This is a genomic window from Bradyrhizobium sp. S3.12.5, from assembly GCF_040548225.1.
Classification (GTDB): Bacteria; Pseudomonadota; Alphaproteobacteria; order Rhizobiales; family Xanthobacteraceae; genus Bradyrhizobium; species Bradyrhizobium cytisi.
The window spans coordinates 1-16,760 of record NZ_JBEPRF010000024.1; the positions used below are offsets into that span (position 1 = coordinate 1).

Genomic DNA, 16,760 nt, shown 5'->3' on the forward strand with positions numbered 1-16,760 from the left:
ATTGCCGCCATGGCCGCCATGCCCTGCTCGACCATCGCTTCCAGCTTGTCGATGAGGTCGCGGTCGGTGCCTTCGGGCTCGGCTTCGGTCGCCTCTAACCCTGCGAGGATCTCCTTGATGCGGTCGATCGAGGACAGGATCAGCGTCACCGCCGGGCCCGTCACCGGCATGCCGTCGCGGAACTTGCTCATCAGCGTCTCGCCGGCATGCGCCAGCGCTTCGAGCCGCGGCAGTCCGAGGAAGCCGCACGTACCCTTGATGGTGTGGACCAGGCGGAAGATGTTATCCAGGATCTTGGCGTTGTTCGGCTCCTGCTCGAACTTCACCAGCTGATTGTCCACGGTGTCCAGGCTCTCGCTGGTCTCCGTCAGAAACTCCCGTAACAGATCATCCATGAGCTACGCCTTGACTGAGCTGACCTCGACGCCTGCACCGCGCTTGGAATCGGCGGAAGTCCGCTCCTAGATCGTTAGACAACCCATTTCACGGTCCCGTTAATTTCATCCTCCGTGCTAATACGGATATTGAAGCGAAGTTTGCTGTTCGACCGCGCGAGGCTGCGGTTTTCGGCGAATCCCGCATGCGGCATCGGGCCGAAAGCGCAACAGGTAAACGCGCCGATAACAGCGCCGGGATAAGCGCAGAAAAATCCCGCCAGAATCGGGAGATATGCACGGACCGCGCGAATTGAATCAAATCACGCGCGACCGAAATCGCCTCTGCGACCGTCTGTCGATGTTGTGCTGAAATCCGCAAGGATCGCGCTCGCGGTAAACGGACTCTTACCTCGCGAGCGTCGCGGACAATAACGCGCTAACCCAGCCGCGCAGCAGCGGCATGACGTTCGGCAAGACAGTCCTTGACGGTAGCCAGCAGCGCGTCCGGCGTGAACGGCTTGCGCAGGCAGCGCGCGGCGCCGAGCTCGAGCGCCATCCTCAGGAAGTCGGGCGCTGGCGAGTTCAGATCTGCAAAGGCGTAGCCGGACATCGCGATCAGCGGAATGGCGGGTGCATGGTCATGAAAGAACCGGATCGATTCGAAGCCGCGCATATGCGGCATGAAGATGTCGACGATCATCAGGTCGAACTGTTGATGCTCGAGCGCGCGAAGTCCCGCTTCTCCCCCGTCGGCAATCGTGACCCGAAAACCGTTTCGCTGGAGATAGATTTCGATGGCCATGCGCACCATCGGGTCGTCGTCGACGACCAGAATATGGCGCGAGCTTTCTGTCGTCGCTCGAGTTTCTCGTTTCGGCGATTCAATGATTGCACCGTAGCGCACGCCGTTCTCCTCTCGCTTGCATTGAAATGGTGATGACCGCGCGCACAGTCGAACTTGTGCAGCATGCGAACAGGAAGAACGCGAGATCTGCGGCCAGGTCAGGCAATGGCGAGAGGCAATTGCTGACGGCTGAAAAGAATCGACGAAGGAGATAAGGTGGTGCGGAGCAGCTGGCAACCGATGAACATGCGGATGCAATGCCTGCCGTCGATTGCCCGTTTCCGGCTCATGAAGGCCCCCTTGCCACTCATTCCCGGTTGATGACGCAGGACTGGCTCGCCGGGCGCACGAATCAGCGCGCAGTTCTCATTTCCGCCGCAAATGCGGCAGGCCGCCTGCCCTTCAACGGGTATATAGACATCAACACAACCAATAAGATATATCTGTTTGGCGCGCAGCCAAGCGGACCAGCGCCCAACCAATTGCTGCGAATGCTCGCTGCTGCCGACTTCGCTCTGTTGCGCCCTCATCTCAATCGCGACTGAATTGGTCAGAAAGACTGTCTTGGGTGAAGGCGTAGCGCTGCGACACGCCTACTCGAAATCATCATCGGCGGGCACGGAGGCGACCTCGGCTGCATGCAGCGTGCACACCAAGCGGGTATCCAGGCGATGGGCGCAGCTGTGAACAACGAACCAATTGCCAATATATCCCGCCGCGAACATGATGGAACTTGCCGAGGACAGCGAATGCGGGGGCGGACGTTCCTCCGGCGGAGGAGACGGGAGGCAGATTTGGAAACGATGGTACGCCCATCCAACGGTTTCCTATCAGCACTGTCGGCAGACGATTATGAATCGATCCGTGCACATCTGCGCACGGTCGATCTGCCGCATGATGCGGTGCTGGTCGAAGCCGGCGAAGCGCTCAAGCGCGCCTATTTCCCGCACCGTGGCGTGATCTCGCTGGTCGTGAAACTTGCCAAGGGCGAGCATGTGCAGGTGGCCATGATCGGCCGTGACAGCCTGCTCGGGACACTCTCGATCATGGGCGATGCCAGCGCGCTGAACACGGCGGTCGTGCTGGTTCCCGGCGTCGCATCGGTGATGGACCTCGATCGGCTGCGCGTGGCGGCCGAACAGAGCTCCACCCTGCGGACGCTGCTGACGCGCCACGGGCTCGCGGTCTACGCGCAGGTGCAGCAGACCGCGGGCTGCAACGCAGCGCATCCGGTGGAGGCGCGGCTGTCGCGCTGCCTGCTGCACACCCATGATTTGTCGGGCGACTACCGGCTGCTGCTGACCCAGGAGGCCATGGCGCAGATGATCGGGGCGCGGCGCAACAGCGTGTCGCTGGTCGCCAATACCTTGCAGCAGGCCAATTTCATCCACTATAGCCGCGGACACATCCAGATCCTCAATCTGGAGGGGCTGCGCCAGACGGCGTGCGAATGCTACGCCACGGTCAAGGCCCAGTACGACCGGCTGCTCGGGCCCTGACGGGCGCGGCGCGTACTAAAACAAGTGCTTGCGGCGCATGGTAAAGCAAGTGCTTAACGCCGCCTGCAAAGACCGCATATCTCGAGACCAGAACCGAAATCGGGATGGCGTAGATATCCCGGACGCCTCGCACCGCGACGCGCATCACGGGGACCGGGACACCATGTTCGACGCCGCTTTCGCGCCCGCGCAGGGCGCGCTCGCTACCGCGCCCCTGCGCGAGCTTGAACCGCTGCGCGAGCCTGGCGCGTTCATCGTGCTCGTGCGCGAGATCGGCGAGGACGGCGCCTGTGAAGTGCGCGCAGTATTCTGGAGCGAGACGAGCGCGCGGCTCAAGCTGTTTCATACGCTCGCGCTCGGCCAGCATCGTGGCCGGATCACGCGCGAGGCGCATTCGCTGAAGAGCACGGCCAGGACGTTCGGCTATCTCAGGCTCGCGGCGCTGGCGCTGCGGCTCGAGAGCACTGCCGGCACCCTGGACGACGCCGAATTCAGCGATCTACGGCAGCAGATGGATGAGGCCTTCACCGCCGCGAAGGCGCAGGAACCGCAGGGCTGACCAACCTAGCCTGCACCCGCCGTACTTATACGGTTTGCAATTTTCACAGATGACTAATCATAGGTGGCGATAGTCGCCGGAAACCAGGAGGGTTTCCATGTTCACCTATGAGACTGCGGACCAGAAAGAGGTCCGTCGCTTCCGCATCGCGCAGTTCAACGGCCGGATGGCCACGGTGAAGGCGGGCGAGTCCACGGTGACGGGTTTTGTCCGCTCGGTGCTGGAGCAGGATTCGACGATCCCGCCGCGCTGGACCATCACCATCATCCCAAGTGCCCCGAAGGAAGAGCCGAAGGCGCGGCGGTCCAATTCGCGCGTGCGCCCCTTCGCCGAGGATTATTTTTAGGCGCGACCGCGCCGCTACCAGGCGGCGCCAGACGACGGCCTCAATCGATCGAATGCAGCAGCGCCGCGCGGACAAGGTCCGCGGTGTTGCGCGCGCCGAGCTTGCGCATCGCTTCGGCCCGATGGCTCTCGAAGGTGCGCGGGCTGATCTGCATCCGCAGCGCCCCCTGCTTGTTCGAAAATCCCTCGCTGATCAGCCGCAGCACTTCACGCTCGCGCTTGGTCAGCCGCTTGCCCGACAGGCTCGATAATTCGGACCCCGCCTCGCGCGGCGCCGGCATCACGCGGCCGGCCCTCGACTCGGCATCCTCGGTTGTGGACGGCGCAGGCAACGCGCCCTTGTGAGAGCCGGCGAGCTGCTTGACCAGGTCGCAGACGCGCTCGGTCTGCGCCAGTGCGTTCTCCACCACCTGCTGCAAATAGGCACGGTCCGCCGAGACGGGCGCGAGCTGGTCGCTGTGGTGCTTGATCTCGCCCATGTAGAGCAGGAGCGCGGTCAGGGGACCGTTGAGCTCGCGGGCGATGGCCGCAGCCATCTCGTCGGCCGCCTTGGCGCGGGCGGCATTCAGCCGGACGAAATCGAGCTCTTCGGTCGGAGCAGTGCTGCTTTCGAACCATTCCGACGGCCGCGAATCAGCAACCGTATCGTTCTGTGACCCCATGTGACTTGTGTAGCGGAACCCGGGGCGGTCTGTGGTTAACTTTTTTCTCCGTAAGACTACGGTGATTTCGTCGCTTCTGTGCTGAAAAGGCGACGCAGGCACAATTTATGCTTGCAAACTGGGATATTTGACCATGTCAGGGTTGATAAACCTGCCTAAATCATGAGCAGAGCGCCGGAGGCATCCTCAACGATCGCGACTCGCTTGCCCGCGGCGCCCCGGATTTTACGGATAAATTAACGGCGGCCTGCTTCTCTTTGTCACAATTGAGAGCGCGCAAATGCCTCCATGCACTGGGCCGCCGGTAGGGCCTGCTGGAATCGTTGCGAGAGATTGCGTGCCATGGACGAGGTCGACCAGCTTTCGGAGTTCCTGCAGAAGCTGACACCGTTGTCGCGCAGCTGTCTGCTGAGCGAACTCGAGCGGCTCGAATCGTGCGGCATCGACATGCCGGGATCGGCCGGCGTGCAGGCAAAACTGCGCGCCGAGTTCCGCAAGGACGGATCGAACCAGGCGCGCGCCACCAATCCTTCGCGCTACTTCTTCGCGCCGCTCGAGCTGCTCCTGATCGACGGCGCGCCCGAGCACGCCAATGCGGGGCGGATCTCGCGCAACACGCTCACCCCGATCTGGGAATGGATCTGCCGCGACCTGCTGCCGACCATGGCGCGCGACTACGTCAAGGCGATCAACGACCAGGTCACCGCCAACAATCCCAAGGAAGTGCTGAAGATCGCGACGACCTTTCAGGTCAAGGTCGTCAAGGTGCTCGAGAACACGCTCGCCTCGGCCGAGAGCACAGAGTTCGCGCGCGGCAAGCTCGCGCAATACACGGCTTCGCGCACCGCCTTCAACGACGTGAAGAAGATGCAGCAGGTGCTGCGCGCCGGCGACGCACTGCCGAAGTTCAACGCGAAGCTGCCCGAGACCATCACGAAATTCGACGACGGCCAGGTCGCCCAGATCACCGCGCGGCTCGACGCGTTCAAGAAGGCCAATCCCAATGCGCTGCCTTTTGCACTGGCGCTGGTGGCGAGGCGCCTGAAGACATTCTGGCAGCTCGCATACCTTGCGACCAATGCGGCCGCGAGCAAGAGCGCTGCCGACGTTGCAGCGGCGCCCTATGCTTGCGTCGTTCCCATGGTGCTCGACCGGCTCGACGACAAGCGCCTCGCCCTGCGGATCGCACTTCGCCACAACCGTTTCCTCGTCGCGCGCGACCTGCTCACCGAAATCTACGAGGCCGAACACGCGCTCAAGCTTCGCATCGACGGCATCGAGCAGAGCGAATGGGGCGCCCGGCTTCAGCAACTGATGGATGCGATCGCGGCGCTGGTGTCGGCCGAGGTTAGCCGCTTCCCCGCCAATGTCGGTCACATCCTCGGATCGCGCCGGCTGCGCAGCCAGGAAACGCTGGGCGGTAAGCTGAGCTATCTGGCCTGGAAGGGCCGCGACGCCGTGCAGGACGGCGCGGCGGCGCTTCGCAAATTGATCGGGGCGACTTAGAGCATGATCCGGAAAAATGTGAAGCGGTTTTCCGACAAGATCATGCTCAAACAGAAAATGTCTCCCCGCTATTCGGGCGCGTGCGGCAGGCACAGGAAGCGATCGAGAAATCGCCCTGACATCACGAACCTGAACCACCAATAGATCAATCGCCGCGTCGTCATAGCTGCAATCCCTGACAGCCCACCACCGGCTAGGTGGACCAATAGCGCAGGTGCAGCAAGGCGCATGTGAGGTGCTTCACACTTGTCGGCCCGGCGCCTGCGCGAGTTGTCGCATGACTGTCACGCGCGGCGGGGGAACATGCGCGCATCGCGCGAATATGAATTCGTGGACTGAACGTATCGCTCCTATTCTCCGATGCATCGCATGCTGCATTGGGAAGGAGATAGGCGATGAGATCAATCCGACTGGTGTTGATGGTGACGGCGTGGCTGACGGGCGCATGCGCGCTCACACCGGCGACGATGGCGCAGACGGCACCGCCCTCCGGCAACGCCGCGCCGACCGCCGACAATGCCGTGCTGCTCACCGTCTTCTTCAAGCACGACCAGTCGCGTCCGCTCAGCGAGCTGAATGCGCAGCTCGACAAGCAAGGCTTCCGCAAAGCCTTTCCACCGGCGGGCGTGGAAGTCGTGAGCTGGTACGTGATGATGGGGATCGGCCAGGTGGTCACGCTGCGGCTGCCGGCCGCGCGACTGCGTGAGGTCAACCGCATCATCGAGGACACCGCGTGGGGGCCGTACCGCACCGAATTCTATCCGACCTATGACTACAAGGCCGTCGGCATGGCCGAACACGACAAGGCGACGGCCAACTGATACCGGCGTTATTGATTTGGGCGAAGCGCGCGCAGCTTCGTCCAATTGCAGGACACCGGCTGCGCTCACGTGCGGCCGGCGTCCTCTTGGAAATCTCAGCGATTGCCGCGCCGCTGCGCGCAAAACGCCGGCGAAAGTGAAATCTTCTCGAAGATAATCCGGACAATTTTACATATGATGGCGGCTTTAACGTTACCCGGATAATTCGACAATCGACTGAAGCTCTCCATATTTGAATCCGCTCATATCGGTAACACCACCGTCACGAAACGGGAGTGGTGTGCGATGAGTGATGGGATCAGTGAAGTCGCCGAGCGGAGGCCTAAGACCTTCGGACGGCGAAAGGTGACGCCGCGCGCCTGCGTGGCCGACGGCAAGCGCCATCTGCGCGCCTTCCTGAGCGACGTGCTCGAGGATCTCGGCTTCGTCACCAGCGAATGCGGCAGCGCGGACGAGCTGCAAACGGTGCTTGCCAGCGAATTGCCGGACCTGATCCTGTTCGGCGTCGCCGCCGACGGCATCGAGCCGGGAAAATTTCTGGAGACGCTGGTGCGCGAGGCCTTTGCCGGCAAGGTGGTAGCGGTCGGCGCGCGCGAGTCGATTATCCTCAAGGCGGTACAGCAGGTCGGCGAGGAATATGGACTTGCGATGCTGCCGCCGCTCACGACGCCCTTTGCCGCGGAGACGCTGCGCGAGCGCGTGGCGATGCTGCTGCCCGAGGAGCCGGCCCCGAGCCCGGCCGTGCATGTCGGCGAGGCCCTGCATGCGGGCTGGCTCGAGCTCTGGTACCAGTCGAAAATCGACGCGCGCTCGCTGGTCCGCTGCGGCGCCGAGGCGCTGGTGCGGATGCGGCATCCGACCTGGGGTGTGGTGCCGCCGGCCTATTTCATCCCCGAGGCACATGATCCGCATTTCCGCGCCCTCTCGGAGTTCGTGATCGAGCGCGCGCTGCAGGACTGGCACTATCTCCTGGAGCGGCAGAGCGCGGTCGATCTGTCGATCAACCTGCCTGCGCCCTACCTGAGGGAGCCGCAGGCCGTGCGCGATCTCTGCCGCCGCGTGCCGACGCATCCGGCCTTCGGCGGACTGACGGTCGAGATCGCCAGCGAAGAGGCGATCCACGACATCGAATTCCTCACCGAAGCTGCGCGCGAAATGCGCTTCCACAATATCGGCCTGTCGATCGACAATCTCGGCGCCAACTGGCCGGAGCTGATGGGCCTGGACAATATCCCCTTCATCAACCTGAAGGCCGACCGGCAATTCATCACCGGCTGCGGCAATGATCGCCTGAAGCGGACGGTGTGCCGCCATATCGTCGAACTCGCGCATGGTTACGGTGTGCGCACGGCGGCCGAAGGCATCGAAAGCCGAGCCGACCTGGTGGCCGCCAACGAGCTCGGTTTCGACCTCGTGCAGGGCTATCTGTTCGGCAAGCCGATGCCATTGAAGAAATTTGCAAGAAGCGCGCTGACGCGGACGGTGATGGGGCAAGAGTGAAGCGCGAGGGCCTCAGGCATATCGTCGCGCGAAGAACACGCAGACGACGACGAGCGCGGTCGCGGCGACCATGCTCCAGGCGACTGGCTCGTGCAGCAGGAAGCCGGCCAGCGCCAGGCCGAAGAACGGCTGGAGCTGCTGCAACTGGCCGACGCGAGCGATGCCGCCGATCGCTAGCCCGCGATACCAGAAGATGAATCCGACGAACATGCTGAAGATCGAGACATAAGCGAGCCCGATCCAGGCCGGCGCACCGACGCCGCTCCATGTCGACGGCCAGGTCCAGATCATGACGGGCAGCATCAGCGGCAGCGCCAACAGCAACGCCCAGGAGATGACCTGCCAGCCGCCAATCCGGCGCGACAGCGCGGCACCCTCGGCGTAGCCGAGCCCGCACAGCACGATCGCGGCCACCATCAGCAGATCGCCGGTGACCGATGCGGTGCCGTCATTCGAGAGGGCAAAGCCTGCCACCGTGACGCTGCCGAGAATTGCGAACAGCCAGAACAGCGGCTGCGGCCGCTCGCCGCCACGCAGCACGGCAAAGATCGCGGTCGACAGCGGCAGCAGGCCGATGAAGACGATCGAATGCGCCGAGGTGATGTGCTGGAGCGCCAGCGCCGTCAGCAAGGGGAAGCCGACCACGACGCCGATGGAGACGATGGTCAACGAGGCGAGATCCCTGCGCGCCGGCCACGCCTGACGCAGCAAGCCGAGCACGGCCGCACCGATCAGCGCCGCGATGATTGCCCGCGCCGACGTCAGGAACAGCGCGGAGAAGCCGCCGACCGCGACGCGCGTCGCCGGCAGCGAGCCGCTGAAGATGATGACGCCGAGAAGCCCGTTGCCCCAGCCGTTGCCCGCAGATTGCATGTCCGTCCCACTTTTTTGAGTTGCCATCTTCGGCCTCCGGCGGTGGCGAGACCAGTGACAATCCAGTACAATCCGGCCAATCTGTATTGGTGTGGAAGGCAGTACACCTTGGACATCGAAGCGCGAACGAAGGGGCGCGGCGGCACCCGGACCATAGACGTGATGAGCGCGATCCGCGCCAAGATCGCCGGACGCGCGCTTGGCGCCGGCGACCGCCTGCCGGCGATCCGCAGCCTTGCCGCCACGATGCGCGTCTCGCCGTCCACGGTGGTGGAGGCCTATGATCGCCTCGCCGCAGAAGGCCTGATCCGCGCGCGCCGCGGGGCGGGCTTCTATGTGTCGCCGATGGTCACGCCGCCGCTCGCATTGACCGAGGTCGAGCCGCGCCGCGATCGGGCGGTCGATCCGTTCTGGGTCTCCAGGCAATCGCTCGACGCCGACGCGGCCGTGCCGAAACCCGGTTGCGGCTGGCTGCCGCCGGAGTGGATGCCGGAAGCAGCGTTGCGGCGCGCCACTCGCGCGCTTGCCCGCACCGACGCGAGCGTGCTGACCAACTACGGCTCGACATCCGGCTCGCTTGCGCTGCGCCGGCTGCTGCTCGCGCGCCTCGCCGAAGACGAGATCGAGGCCTCGATCGGCCAGCTGATGCTGACGGGTTCGGGCACGCAGGCAACCGACCTGATTTGCCGCTTCCTGCTTCGTCCCGGCGACACCGTGCTGGTCGACGATCCCTGCTACTTCAATTTTCGTGCGCTGCTGCGCGCGCATCAGGCGAAGATCGTCAGCGTGCCCTACACGCCGTCGGGCCCTGATGTCACGGTCTTCGAGCAAATTCTCGTAGCCGAACGGCCGCGGCTCTACATCACCAATTCAGCGCTGCACAATCCGACCGGCGCGACGCTTTCGCTTCCGACCGCGCACCGGCTGTTGACCGCGGCGGCTGCGCACGATCTCACCATCATCGAGGACGACATTTTTGGCGACTTCGAGCCGGAGCGGTCGCCGCGCCTTGCCGCGCTGGATGGACTGAACCGCGTGATCCGGATCGGCAGCTTCTCCAAGACGCTCTCGGCCTCGGTTCGCTGCGGCTATATCGCTGCACGGGCCGACTGGGTCGAGCATCTCATCGACCTCCAGGTCGCCACCAGCTTCGGTGGCCCGAGCCCGGTCGCGACCGAGGTCATCACAAAGGTGCTGGCCGGCGGCAGTTATCGCAAGCACATGGACGAGCTCAGGCAAAAGCTCACGCGCACCCGACGCGACGTCGCGCGAAAGCTCGGGGCGTTGGGCATCGAACTCTGGCTGATGCCGCGCGGCGGCTTCTTCCTGTGGTGCGGCCTCGCCGACGGGCAGGATGCCACCGCCGTTGCACGCGCCGCGCTCGAAGAGGACGTGGTGCTCGCGCCCGGCAACGTGTTCAGCGTGTCGCAATCGGCGTCGAATTCCATGCGCTTCAACGTGGCGCATATGAGCGATCCGCGGATCTGGGACGTGCTGCGGCGAGCGCTAAAGGCGCAGCACGACCGCTAGTACCACGGCTCCTCATAGATCGGCTGACCATCGAGCAACAGCAGCTTGATTGCGGCGCGGCCCGAGGGCAGCACGGCGGCGACGACGCGCAGCTTTTGCTGGTTGCGGGCCTGCTCGAGCGTCTTGCCCTCGCCTTCCGGCACGAAATAGCTTTCGAGGCCGTATCTGATCTGCAGCTTGTCGCAGAAGGTGCGGCTGGTCGAACCGCAGGAATAAACGACGCGGCCGCGGATCAGCACTTCGGGCGCCGTGACCGTCACAGGCGCGGCATGCACGGAAACCGCCTGATAGAGGCCGTTGGCATCGGGTGCGAGCTTGATGAACACGATCGGATTGCGCTCGGCGGTCGGCTGGCCGGCGAGCGCACCTGCCGGCACCTGCGAGATGTCGTAGCCGAGCACGACATAGTTGCCGCGCAGGAGATCGCGGGGATCGAGCGGCCGGGTCTGCAAGGTCACCTCGCGGCCTTCGCGCAGGATTTTCACGCGGTCGGCGACCATCAGAACCAGCAGCGCGCATTGCAGCAGGATGGCGGCACCGAACAGCACGGCCTTCGGGATACGGTGCCAGAGCGCGACGAGCCTGATCATCGTTCAGCCCTCGGCAGCGCGCGATTGAGTGCGGTTGCAAAGACGACGGCAACGACGCCGGCCACCGCCAGGAAGGCCGAGCGGCGCAGCAGCGAGCCCTTCACCGCCCAGGTGATCGCGGCGATGACGCCGGCGATGCCGAGCCAGCCGGCGACGATCCGTGGACGCACATCGTCGAGCACGCCGGAGACGACGAGGCACAGCATGGCGCAGAGCAGCGCGGCATAAGCAAACCAGGGCTCGCCGGCCGCGGATGCGGGCCAGACCGGCGCGGCGATCAGCACGAGGGCGATCGCGCATGCCGCGAGGATTTCGCCGAGACGCCTGGTAACGCCGGCGGACGCGAGCGCGAGCACCACACCCGGGACGCCGCACATGATCGCCCACGATGGTTGGGCCGCGGTCGTGCTTGTCCGAAGGCGGAAGAGATCGTCGACCGTTGTCACCTCCAGGAAGGCGACGACGGCCAGCGCGAACGCGCCATAGATCGCCAGGACGGATCCAAGCCCGCGCGCCCGCGGCGACGGCACGGCGGCGATGGCGAGCCCGGCGCCGAACAGCAGGGCCGCACCGTTCGCCAGCACGAAGGACGGCTGGACACCTTCGAAGTCGAAGCGCAGCGACGTCGCGATCCACCACGGCAGCACCGCAATCGCGACGAGATGGGCAGCGACGCGGGAATTCCATGCGAGCGCGAGCGCGGCGGCGATCAGCCAGACCACCGCGAATTGAAGATGGAGGGCGTCCGGTGCATCATAGACGCGCATGCAGGTCCAGATGCAGGCGGCCGCGAGCCCGACCGCAAGCGCGCCGCGCGAGCCGGTCAGCAGTGCCGCGGCAAATGCGCCGATCGACCACAACAGCATGCCGCCGGCAAAATCGTCGCCGAGATGATACATCTGGCCGACCAGCGCGATGCCTGCGCCGAAGATGATCGCGCCGATGCTCGCGCAGAGGTCGGCGAGAACAATGCGGCCGCTCGCCGCGAACCACGCCCCGAGGCCGCCGGCGACGACCATGCCGGCAAGCAGGATCGCGAACCGCAACAGCCGCGCGATCTCGGTCCAGTGCGCCGCGACGAAGGCAAGGAATGCGGCCGCAATCAACAGGCCGCCGACGATGGCAACGATCACCGCGATGTTGATGCCCGGCGAAAGCGGCGGCAGCGCATGACGAATGGAGGCGGCAGCCGCCGGCGCAATCACGCCATCGGCTTCCCATTGCGCAAGATCAGCTTCGAGGCGCTGCCGGTAGGTCTTGTCGAACATCGTGGTGGATCACCTGACGGCTGGCCTGCGGCTGGCTCCCTGCCGGCCGCGGGATGTTGGTCGAATCGCGCCGGCGGCAGGTTCAACGTAGCATCGCGCAGGGGGTGTTCCCCAGCCTGACAACAAAAAAGTCGAAAACAACCCCATGCACAGTAGACGGCGGCTGCCGGCGCGAGGCGCGCTGCAGCCGGCGAAGCATCTGATGCGGTGGGTAAAATTTGGAGAGCGGCGCACGCCGGGTGGAGGTGGGTCGGAATCGACACTGTAGCTAGTTGTTGGCGACACTGCCGCCAGGTCTCCAATCACGCTTTCGGAGGTCGGCAGAGATAAATGGCGACCGCAGCGTCGGCGACTTCGGATGACCTCGCGCGGCGTTTGACACGTCGGGCAAAACAGGAGCACGATGTCATCATTGCAAAGCGCCTGATCGGCACTGACGCTGTTGAGCTCATCGAAGCGGACGCGGCTGGGCGGCGCTTCCAGTTCGTGTGACACGCTACCTAGTTCAGGCGCGCTCATGGTCGGGCGCGCCGCGCAATTTTGTGCATTGTCAACGTAACTCGAAACGGCAGCGCTAGTTCGCCTTGATGCCGGCCTCGCTGATCAGCTTGCCCCATTTCGCGCTTTCGCTCTGAATGAAGCGGCCAAACTCTTCCGGGGACGTCGGGGCGGGCTCTGCGCCGAGGGTCTGGATCCTCCCGGCCACCGATGGGTCCTTCAGGGCTTTTACGAAGGCCTCATTCAGTCTGACGACGATGTCCGGAGGCGTGCCTGAAGGAGCGACCAGCCCGAACCAGCCGACGGATTCGAAGCCCGCAATGCCGCTCTCGGCGAGCGTCGGCACGTCGGGCAGGGACGGAACACGGCGTGCCGAAGATACGCCGATTGCGTTGAGCTTGCCGTCGAGAATCAATTGCATCGACGCAGGAATGTCCAGCACCGCGAAGGGCACATGGCCTGCGAGAACGTCGACCGACGCCGGCGCCGTGCCGCGATACGGGACCAGCTCCATGTCGATCCCGGTCTTCTGCGTGAATAGCGCGGCCGTCAAATGCATCGCCGTCGAATTGCCGCCATGGCCGATCGACAGCGCGCCGGGCTTCGCCTTGGCGAGTGCGGTCGCCTCCGCAACGTTGTGCGCGGGAATGTCGGCCGACGAGACCAGCACGAACGGAATTTCCGCAAGCAGCGTGATCGGCGCGAGATCCTTCGGATCGAACGGCATCGACGAATTGAGGTGCGGATTCACCGTCAGCGCGCCCGCCGGCGCGACGCCGAGCGTGTAGCCGTCGGGCTTGGCCTGCGCGACAGCCGCCATGCCGATATTGCCCCCGGCCCCGGCGCGATTCTCGATCACCAGGCTCTGCCTGAGCTCGGCGGTGACGAGCGGCTCGAGCGCGCGGATGACGGTGTCGGCACTGCCGCCGGGCGGGAAGGTCACGATGATCTTGATCAACTGCTCCGGATAGGCCGCGTCGACTGCCTGTAGCGGCAACGCGGCGAGAACCGCACCCGACAGCACGGCCAGAATGCGGCGCCTTGCAACGTGAAACACGCTCTCCTCCCTGGTCTCTTTTATGAATTGCTTACGCCGCCACGCCGGTGAGACGCGCCAACAATGCTTGTGGATCTTCAGGCGTCGCCTGCCCGCGCCAGGCGATGTGCTGGTCGGGCCGCACCAGCACGAGCTTCTCGGCATAGGCGCCGTTGGCCTCGTCCGGCGCGATGTCGATCAGTGTGAGCGGAACGCCACGCGCTTCTGCGGCGGACTGCAATCGTGCCACATCGATCGCCGGATCGAACCGCAAGAGATTGTAGCCCGTACCGAATGCGTCGTAGAGTGATCGCCCGTCGCGCAGGAAAACGTGCGGCGCGCGTGCGCCCGGCACGGTGGAGGGGGTGAAGCTGCCCATCGCGTAAACCGGCGGGGTCTCGCCATCATAAGCGATGATCGGCGAGGTGTCGTAGTAATAGCCGAAGTTCAATCCGGCGCAGCAATATTGCTGCACGTTGAGATCATAGGCTGCTTTGGCCAGTGCCGCGCGCGCCGCGTGGCCCCGCGGCGTGTCGTCCTCGATCTCCGCCGATACGCCGCCGCGCTGCGCCATCATCTTCATCGCGTGGTCCATCGCAAAGCGCGACACCTGGTCGGTGATGGGCTGGCGCTCTGCCTCGTAGGCGTCGAGCATCGCAGCGGACGCCCAGCCGTTCAGATGCGCCGCCAATTGCCAGCAGAGATCGACGGCGTCGGCGATGCCGGCGTTCATGCCATAGCCCGCATAGGGCATCCACAGATGCGCGGCGTCGCCGCAGATGAATACCCTGCGGTCGCGGAAGCGATTGGCCACCAGCCGGCGCCCGACCCAGTCTTCCTTGCTGACAATCTTGTATTCGAAACGCTCGTCGACGCCGAGAATGGCGCGGATCGACCAGTCGCGATCGACCGAGTCGAACTCGGGCTCGTCGGGCCTGAGGTGGTTGTGGATCAGCCAGCGGTCGTGACCGTCGATCGCCACCGTCGTGCCCGAGCGTCGCGGGTTGAGCGACAGCACCATCCAGGCCGGCTTGTGCGCCCCCATCAACTCCTTCAGTTGCGGCGCTTCGATAAAGGTCGATTGTACGCGCTGAATCACCGGCGTTCCGGACAGGCTTGCTCCAATCGCTTTGCGAACCAACGAGCGGCTGCCGTCGCACCCGATGATAAAACTGGCTTCGATTCGAAGCGTCTCTCCGCTGTCGAGATTGCGCGCACGCGCAACCGCGTGGTCATCGTCCTGCTCGATCTCAGTGATTTCCGTGCGCGCCAGAATAGTGATGCCCGCCTGGGCGGCGGCGTGGCTGAACAGGATCGGCTCGAGATAGACTTGATTGATCCGGTGCGGCGGCTCCGGCGTCGGCCACCAGGTGTCGGGGCCGCCGGTCGCGCTGTAGCGGCGCGCGCGGGAAGGAATGTCGATACGGCAGAGCTCGATGCCGGTCGCCGTGGTCCGGTAGGAGCAATCGTTCGGGAAGTCCGCGGGCAGGCCCGCATCGCGCAGCTTTGTCGCCACGCCGAGCCTCCGGAACACTTCCATCGAGCGCGCCGACACGTGATTGCATTTGACGTTGGGCGGATCACCGGCATGGCGGATCTCGGCGACGACGACGTCGATGCCGCGCGAGGCCAGATCCATCGCCGCGGTCAATCCGACCGGGCCGGCACCCACGATCAGGACCTGTGTCCTCACGGTCTGTCTCCATCCCAAGGCCGCGAACTTTGCCGCTTGCGCAGCATGCATTTTATTGCAGGCTCGGTTATAAGATTAGCCGGAAAGAACTCATCAATTCATGAGCTTTGCCTATGAACGTCACCCTGCGGCAGCTGCGGGCCTTTACCGGCGTGTATCGTACGCGCAGCATCACGCGGGCGGCGCGCGAGCTGGGAATCACGCAATCCGCCGCAAGCCTCCTGATCCAGCAGCTCGAGGTCCAGCTCGGCGTCAGGTTGTTTGACCGCTCCACGCGCTCCGTGCAGCCGACGCCGGCGGCCGACGAGGCCTATCAATCCGCCGAACGGATGCTGAGCGATGCGCTCGGCCTGTCACGACGCATGCGCGACCTCGCGCAGGCGCGCGCCGGCCGCGTTGCGTTTCTGGCGTCGGCCGGCGCGGCCTCGGCGCTGCTGCCGCCGGTGCTGGCAAAATTCCGCGCAGGCTTTCCTGACATCGAGATCGACATGCGCGACATGGCGGCCGACGATCTCGTTCCACGCATGATGTCGACGGACGCGGAATTCGCGATCGGCAGCGTGGAAGGTGAATTGCCTGAGATGACGATCGAGACCCTGACCCGCGGCAGGCTGAGTGCGATCGGCCGGCGCACAGCCGACTTCGCCGCGCAGCCGTCGCTGACATGGGACGAGTTGGCCGAGCGGCCGACAATCGCGATGCGGCGCGAGACGCGCATCCGCATGCAAATCGATCTGGCGCTGAGCGCGCAGGGCAAGCGGCTCACGCCCACCCATGAAGTCGCGCTGATCAACACCGCGCTCGCCATGACGGCTCAGGGGCTGGGACTTGCCATTCTTCCCGCCACGATGCTGCCGGCCGATCAGTTTCCGACCCTGATCGCAAGGCCTCTGGTGCGGCCGGCCATCACGCGACCGGTGTCGCTGCTGCAGCGGCAAGGCCGATCGCTGTCGCCGGCGGCGCAGGCGTTCGTGGCGACGGTACGGACGGTGCTAGCGGGGCGGGTTTCTTGAATTGGCGGAGAGGGAGGGATTCGAACCCCCGATAGGCTTGCACCTATGCCGCATTTCGAGTGCGGTGCATTCAACCACTCTGCCACCTCTCCTGAAGGCGCCATGGTAGGAGCAGGGCCCCTGTGGTTGAGGGCGTTAATAGGCGA

At 64.6% G+C, this 16,760-nt stretch carries 18 protein-coding genes and 1 tRNA gene; 9 read left to right on the forward strand and 10 right to left on the reverse strand.

The window, feature by feature from the left end; all coding sequences use genetic code 11:
- From ABIC09_RS29255 to ABIC09_RS29265, 3 genes are all read right to left on the reverse strand, one after another.
- The coding region (locus ABIC09_RS29255; protein ID WP_354111433.1) for an Hpt domain-containing protein at positions 1-395 on the reverse strand (395 nt) is incomplete at its 3' end.
- Between the two features lie 418 nt (positions 396-813).
- Complete coding sequence (locus ABIC09_RS29260; RefSeq protein WP_354111491.1) at positions 814-1,263, reverse strand: response regulator; 450 nt, start codon at positions 1,261-1,263, stop codon at positions 814-816.
- A gap of 116 nt (positions 1,264-1,379) precedes the next feature.
- Positions 1,380-1,751: a hypothetical protein gene (locus ABIC09_RS29265; protein WP_354111434.1), complete on the reverse strand. Its 372-nt coding sequence runs from the start codon at positions 1,749-1,751 to the stop codon at positions 1,380-1,382.
- 273 nt (positions 1,752-2,024) lie between these two features.
- On the opposite strand from ABIC09_RS29265, the gene ABIC09_RS29270 reads away from it, so the two are divergent.
- From ABIC09_RS29270 to ABIC09_RS29280, 3 genes are all read left to right on the forward strand, one after another.
- A complete protein-coding gene (locus tag ABIC09_RS29270) occupies positions 2,025-2,720 on the forward strand; it encodes a Crp/Fnr family transcriptional regulator (RefSeq protein ID WP_354111435.1) in 696 nt (231 codons plus the stop codon).
- 163 nt (positions 2,721-2,883) lie between these two features.
- On the forward strand, positions 2,884-3,279 hold the full coding sequence (locus ABIC09_RS29275) for an Hpt domain-containing protein (RefSeq protein WP_354111436.1): 396 nt from the start codon (positions 2,884-2,886) through the stop codon (positions 3,277-3,279).
- Positions 3,280-3,376: 97 nt separating this feature from the next.
- Positions 3,377-3,625: a hypothetical protein gene (locus ABIC09_RS29280; RefSeq protein ID WP_148755166.1), complete on the forward strand. Its 249-nt coding sequence runs from the start codon at positions 3,377-3,379 to the stop codon at positions 3,623-3,625.
- Between the two features lie 40 nt (positions 3,626-3,665).
- Here ABIC09_RS29280 and ABIC09_RS29285 read toward each other — a convergent pair whose 3' ends face one another.
- A complete protein-coding gene (locus ABIC09_RS29285) occupies positions 3,666-4,286 on the reverse strand; it encodes a LuxR C-terminal-related transcriptional regulator (RefSeq protein ID WP_354111437.1) in 621 nt (206 codons plus the stop codon).
- A 342-nt stretch (positions 4,287-4,628) separates the two neighbouring features.
- Here ABIC09_RS29285 and ABIC09_RS29290 point away from each other — a divergent pair, with 342 nt between their 5' ends.
- The 3 genes from ABIC09_RS29290 (at position 4,629) to ABIC09_RS29300 (ending at position 8,113) form a co-directional block, all read left to right on the forward strand.
- Positions 4,629-5,792, forward strand: coding sequence for a hypothetical protein (locus tag ABIC09_RS29290; protein WP_354111438.1), 1,164 nt, complete (start codon positions 4,629-4,631; stop codon positions 5,790-5,792).
- 395 nt (positions 5,793-6,187) lie between these two features.
- Positions 6,188-6,613: a hypothetical protein gene (locus ABIC09_RS29295; RefSeq protein WP_354111439.1), complete on the forward strand. Its 426-nt coding sequence runs from the start codon at positions 6,188-6,190 to the stop codon at positions 6,611-6,613.
- A 285-nt stretch (positions 6,614-6,898) separates the two neighbouring features.
- Positions 6,899-8,113 (forward strand): EAL domain-containing response regulator, encoded by a 1,215-nt coding sequence (locus ABIC09_RS29300; RefSeq protein ID WP_354111440.1) that lies wholly within the window; start codon positions 6,899-6,901, stop codon positions 8,111-8,113.
- A 12-nt stretch (positions 8,114-8,125) separates the two neighbouring features.
- Here the strand turns inward: ABIC09_RS29300 and ABIC09_RS29305 are convergent, their stop codons facing one another.
- Entirely contained in the window at positions 8,126-8,986 is an 861-nt protein-coding gene (locus tag ABIC09_RS29305) for a DMT family transporter (protein ID WP_354111492.1), read from the reverse strand.
- Positions 8,987-9,094: 108 nt separating this feature from the next.
- On the opposite strand from ABIC09_RS29305, the gene ABIC09_RS29310 reads away from it, so the two are divergent.
- Complete coding sequence (locus ABIC09_RS29310) at positions 9,095-10,516, forward strand: aminotransferase-like domain-containing protein (protein ID WP_354111441.1); 1,422 nt, start codon at positions 9,095-9,097, stop codon at positions 10,514-10,516.
- Here the strand turns inward: ABIC09_RS29310 and ABIC09_RS29315 are convergent.
- Both ABIC09_RS29315 and ABIC09_RS29320 read right to left on the reverse strand, forming a co-directional pair.
- Positions 10,513-11,106, reverse strand: coding sequence for a GDYXXLXY domain-containing protein (locus ABIC09_RS29315; protein ID WP_354111442.1), 594 nt, complete (start codon positions 11,104-11,106; stop codon positions 10,513-10,515). The two genes, ABIC09_RS29310 and ABIC09_RS29315, sit on opposite strands and share 4 nt — an antisense overlap.
- On the reverse strand, positions 11,103-12,374 hold the full coding sequence (locus tag ABIC09_RS29320; protein ID WP_354111443.1) for a DUF2157 domain-containing protein: 1,272 nt from the start codon (positions 12,372-12,374) through the stop codon (positions 11,103-11,105). The genes ABIC09_RS29315 and ABIC09_RS29320 overlap by 4 nt, the downstream gene beginning before the upstream one ends.
- Positions 12,375-12,704: 330 nt before the next feature.
- Here ABIC09_RS29320 and ABIC09_RS29325 point away from each other — a divergent pair, with 330 nt between their 5' ends.
- The gene (locus ABIC09_RS29325; protein WP_354037613.1) at positions 12,705-12,866 is read left to right on the forward strand and encodes a hypothetical protein; all 162 of its coding nucleotides are present in this window, start codon (positions 12,705-12,707) and stop codon (positions 12,864-12,866) included.
- Positions 12,867-12,948: 82 nt separating this feature from the next.
- Here ABIC09_RS29325 and ABIC09_RS29330 read toward each other — a convergent pair whose 3' ends face one another.
- Both ABIC09_RS29330 and ABIC09_RS29335 read right to left on the reverse strand, forming a co-directional pair.
- Entirely contained in the window at positions 12,949-13,929 is a 981-nt protein-coding gene (locus ABIC09_RS29330; RefSeq protein WP_354111444.1) for a Bug family tripartite tricarboxylate transporter substrate binding protein, read from the reverse strand.
- A 31-nt stretch (positions 13,930-13,960) separates the two neighbouring features.
- Positions 13,961-15,652 (reverse strand): FAD-dependent oxidoreductase, encoded by a 1,692-nt coding sequence (locus tag ABIC09_RS29335; protein ID WP_354037612.1) that lies wholly within the window; start codon positions 15,650-15,652, stop codon positions 13,961-13,963.
- Positions 15,653-15,714: 62 nt separating this feature from the next.
- Between ABIC09_RS29335 and ABIC09_RS29340 the strand changes: the two genes are divergently transcribed.
- Positions 15,715-16,614, forward strand: coding sequence for a LysR family transcriptional regulator (locus tag ABIC09_RS29340; protein WP_148755156.1), 900 nt, complete (start codon positions 15,715-15,717; stop codon positions 16,612-16,614).
- 2 nt (positions 16,615-16,616) lie between these two features.
- Here ABIC09_RS29340 and ABIC09_RS29345 read toward each other — a convergent pair.
- A tRNA-Ser gene (locus ABIC09_RS29345) sits at positions 16,617-16,706 on the reverse strand.
- Positions 16,707-16,760: the final 54 nt, after the last annotated feature.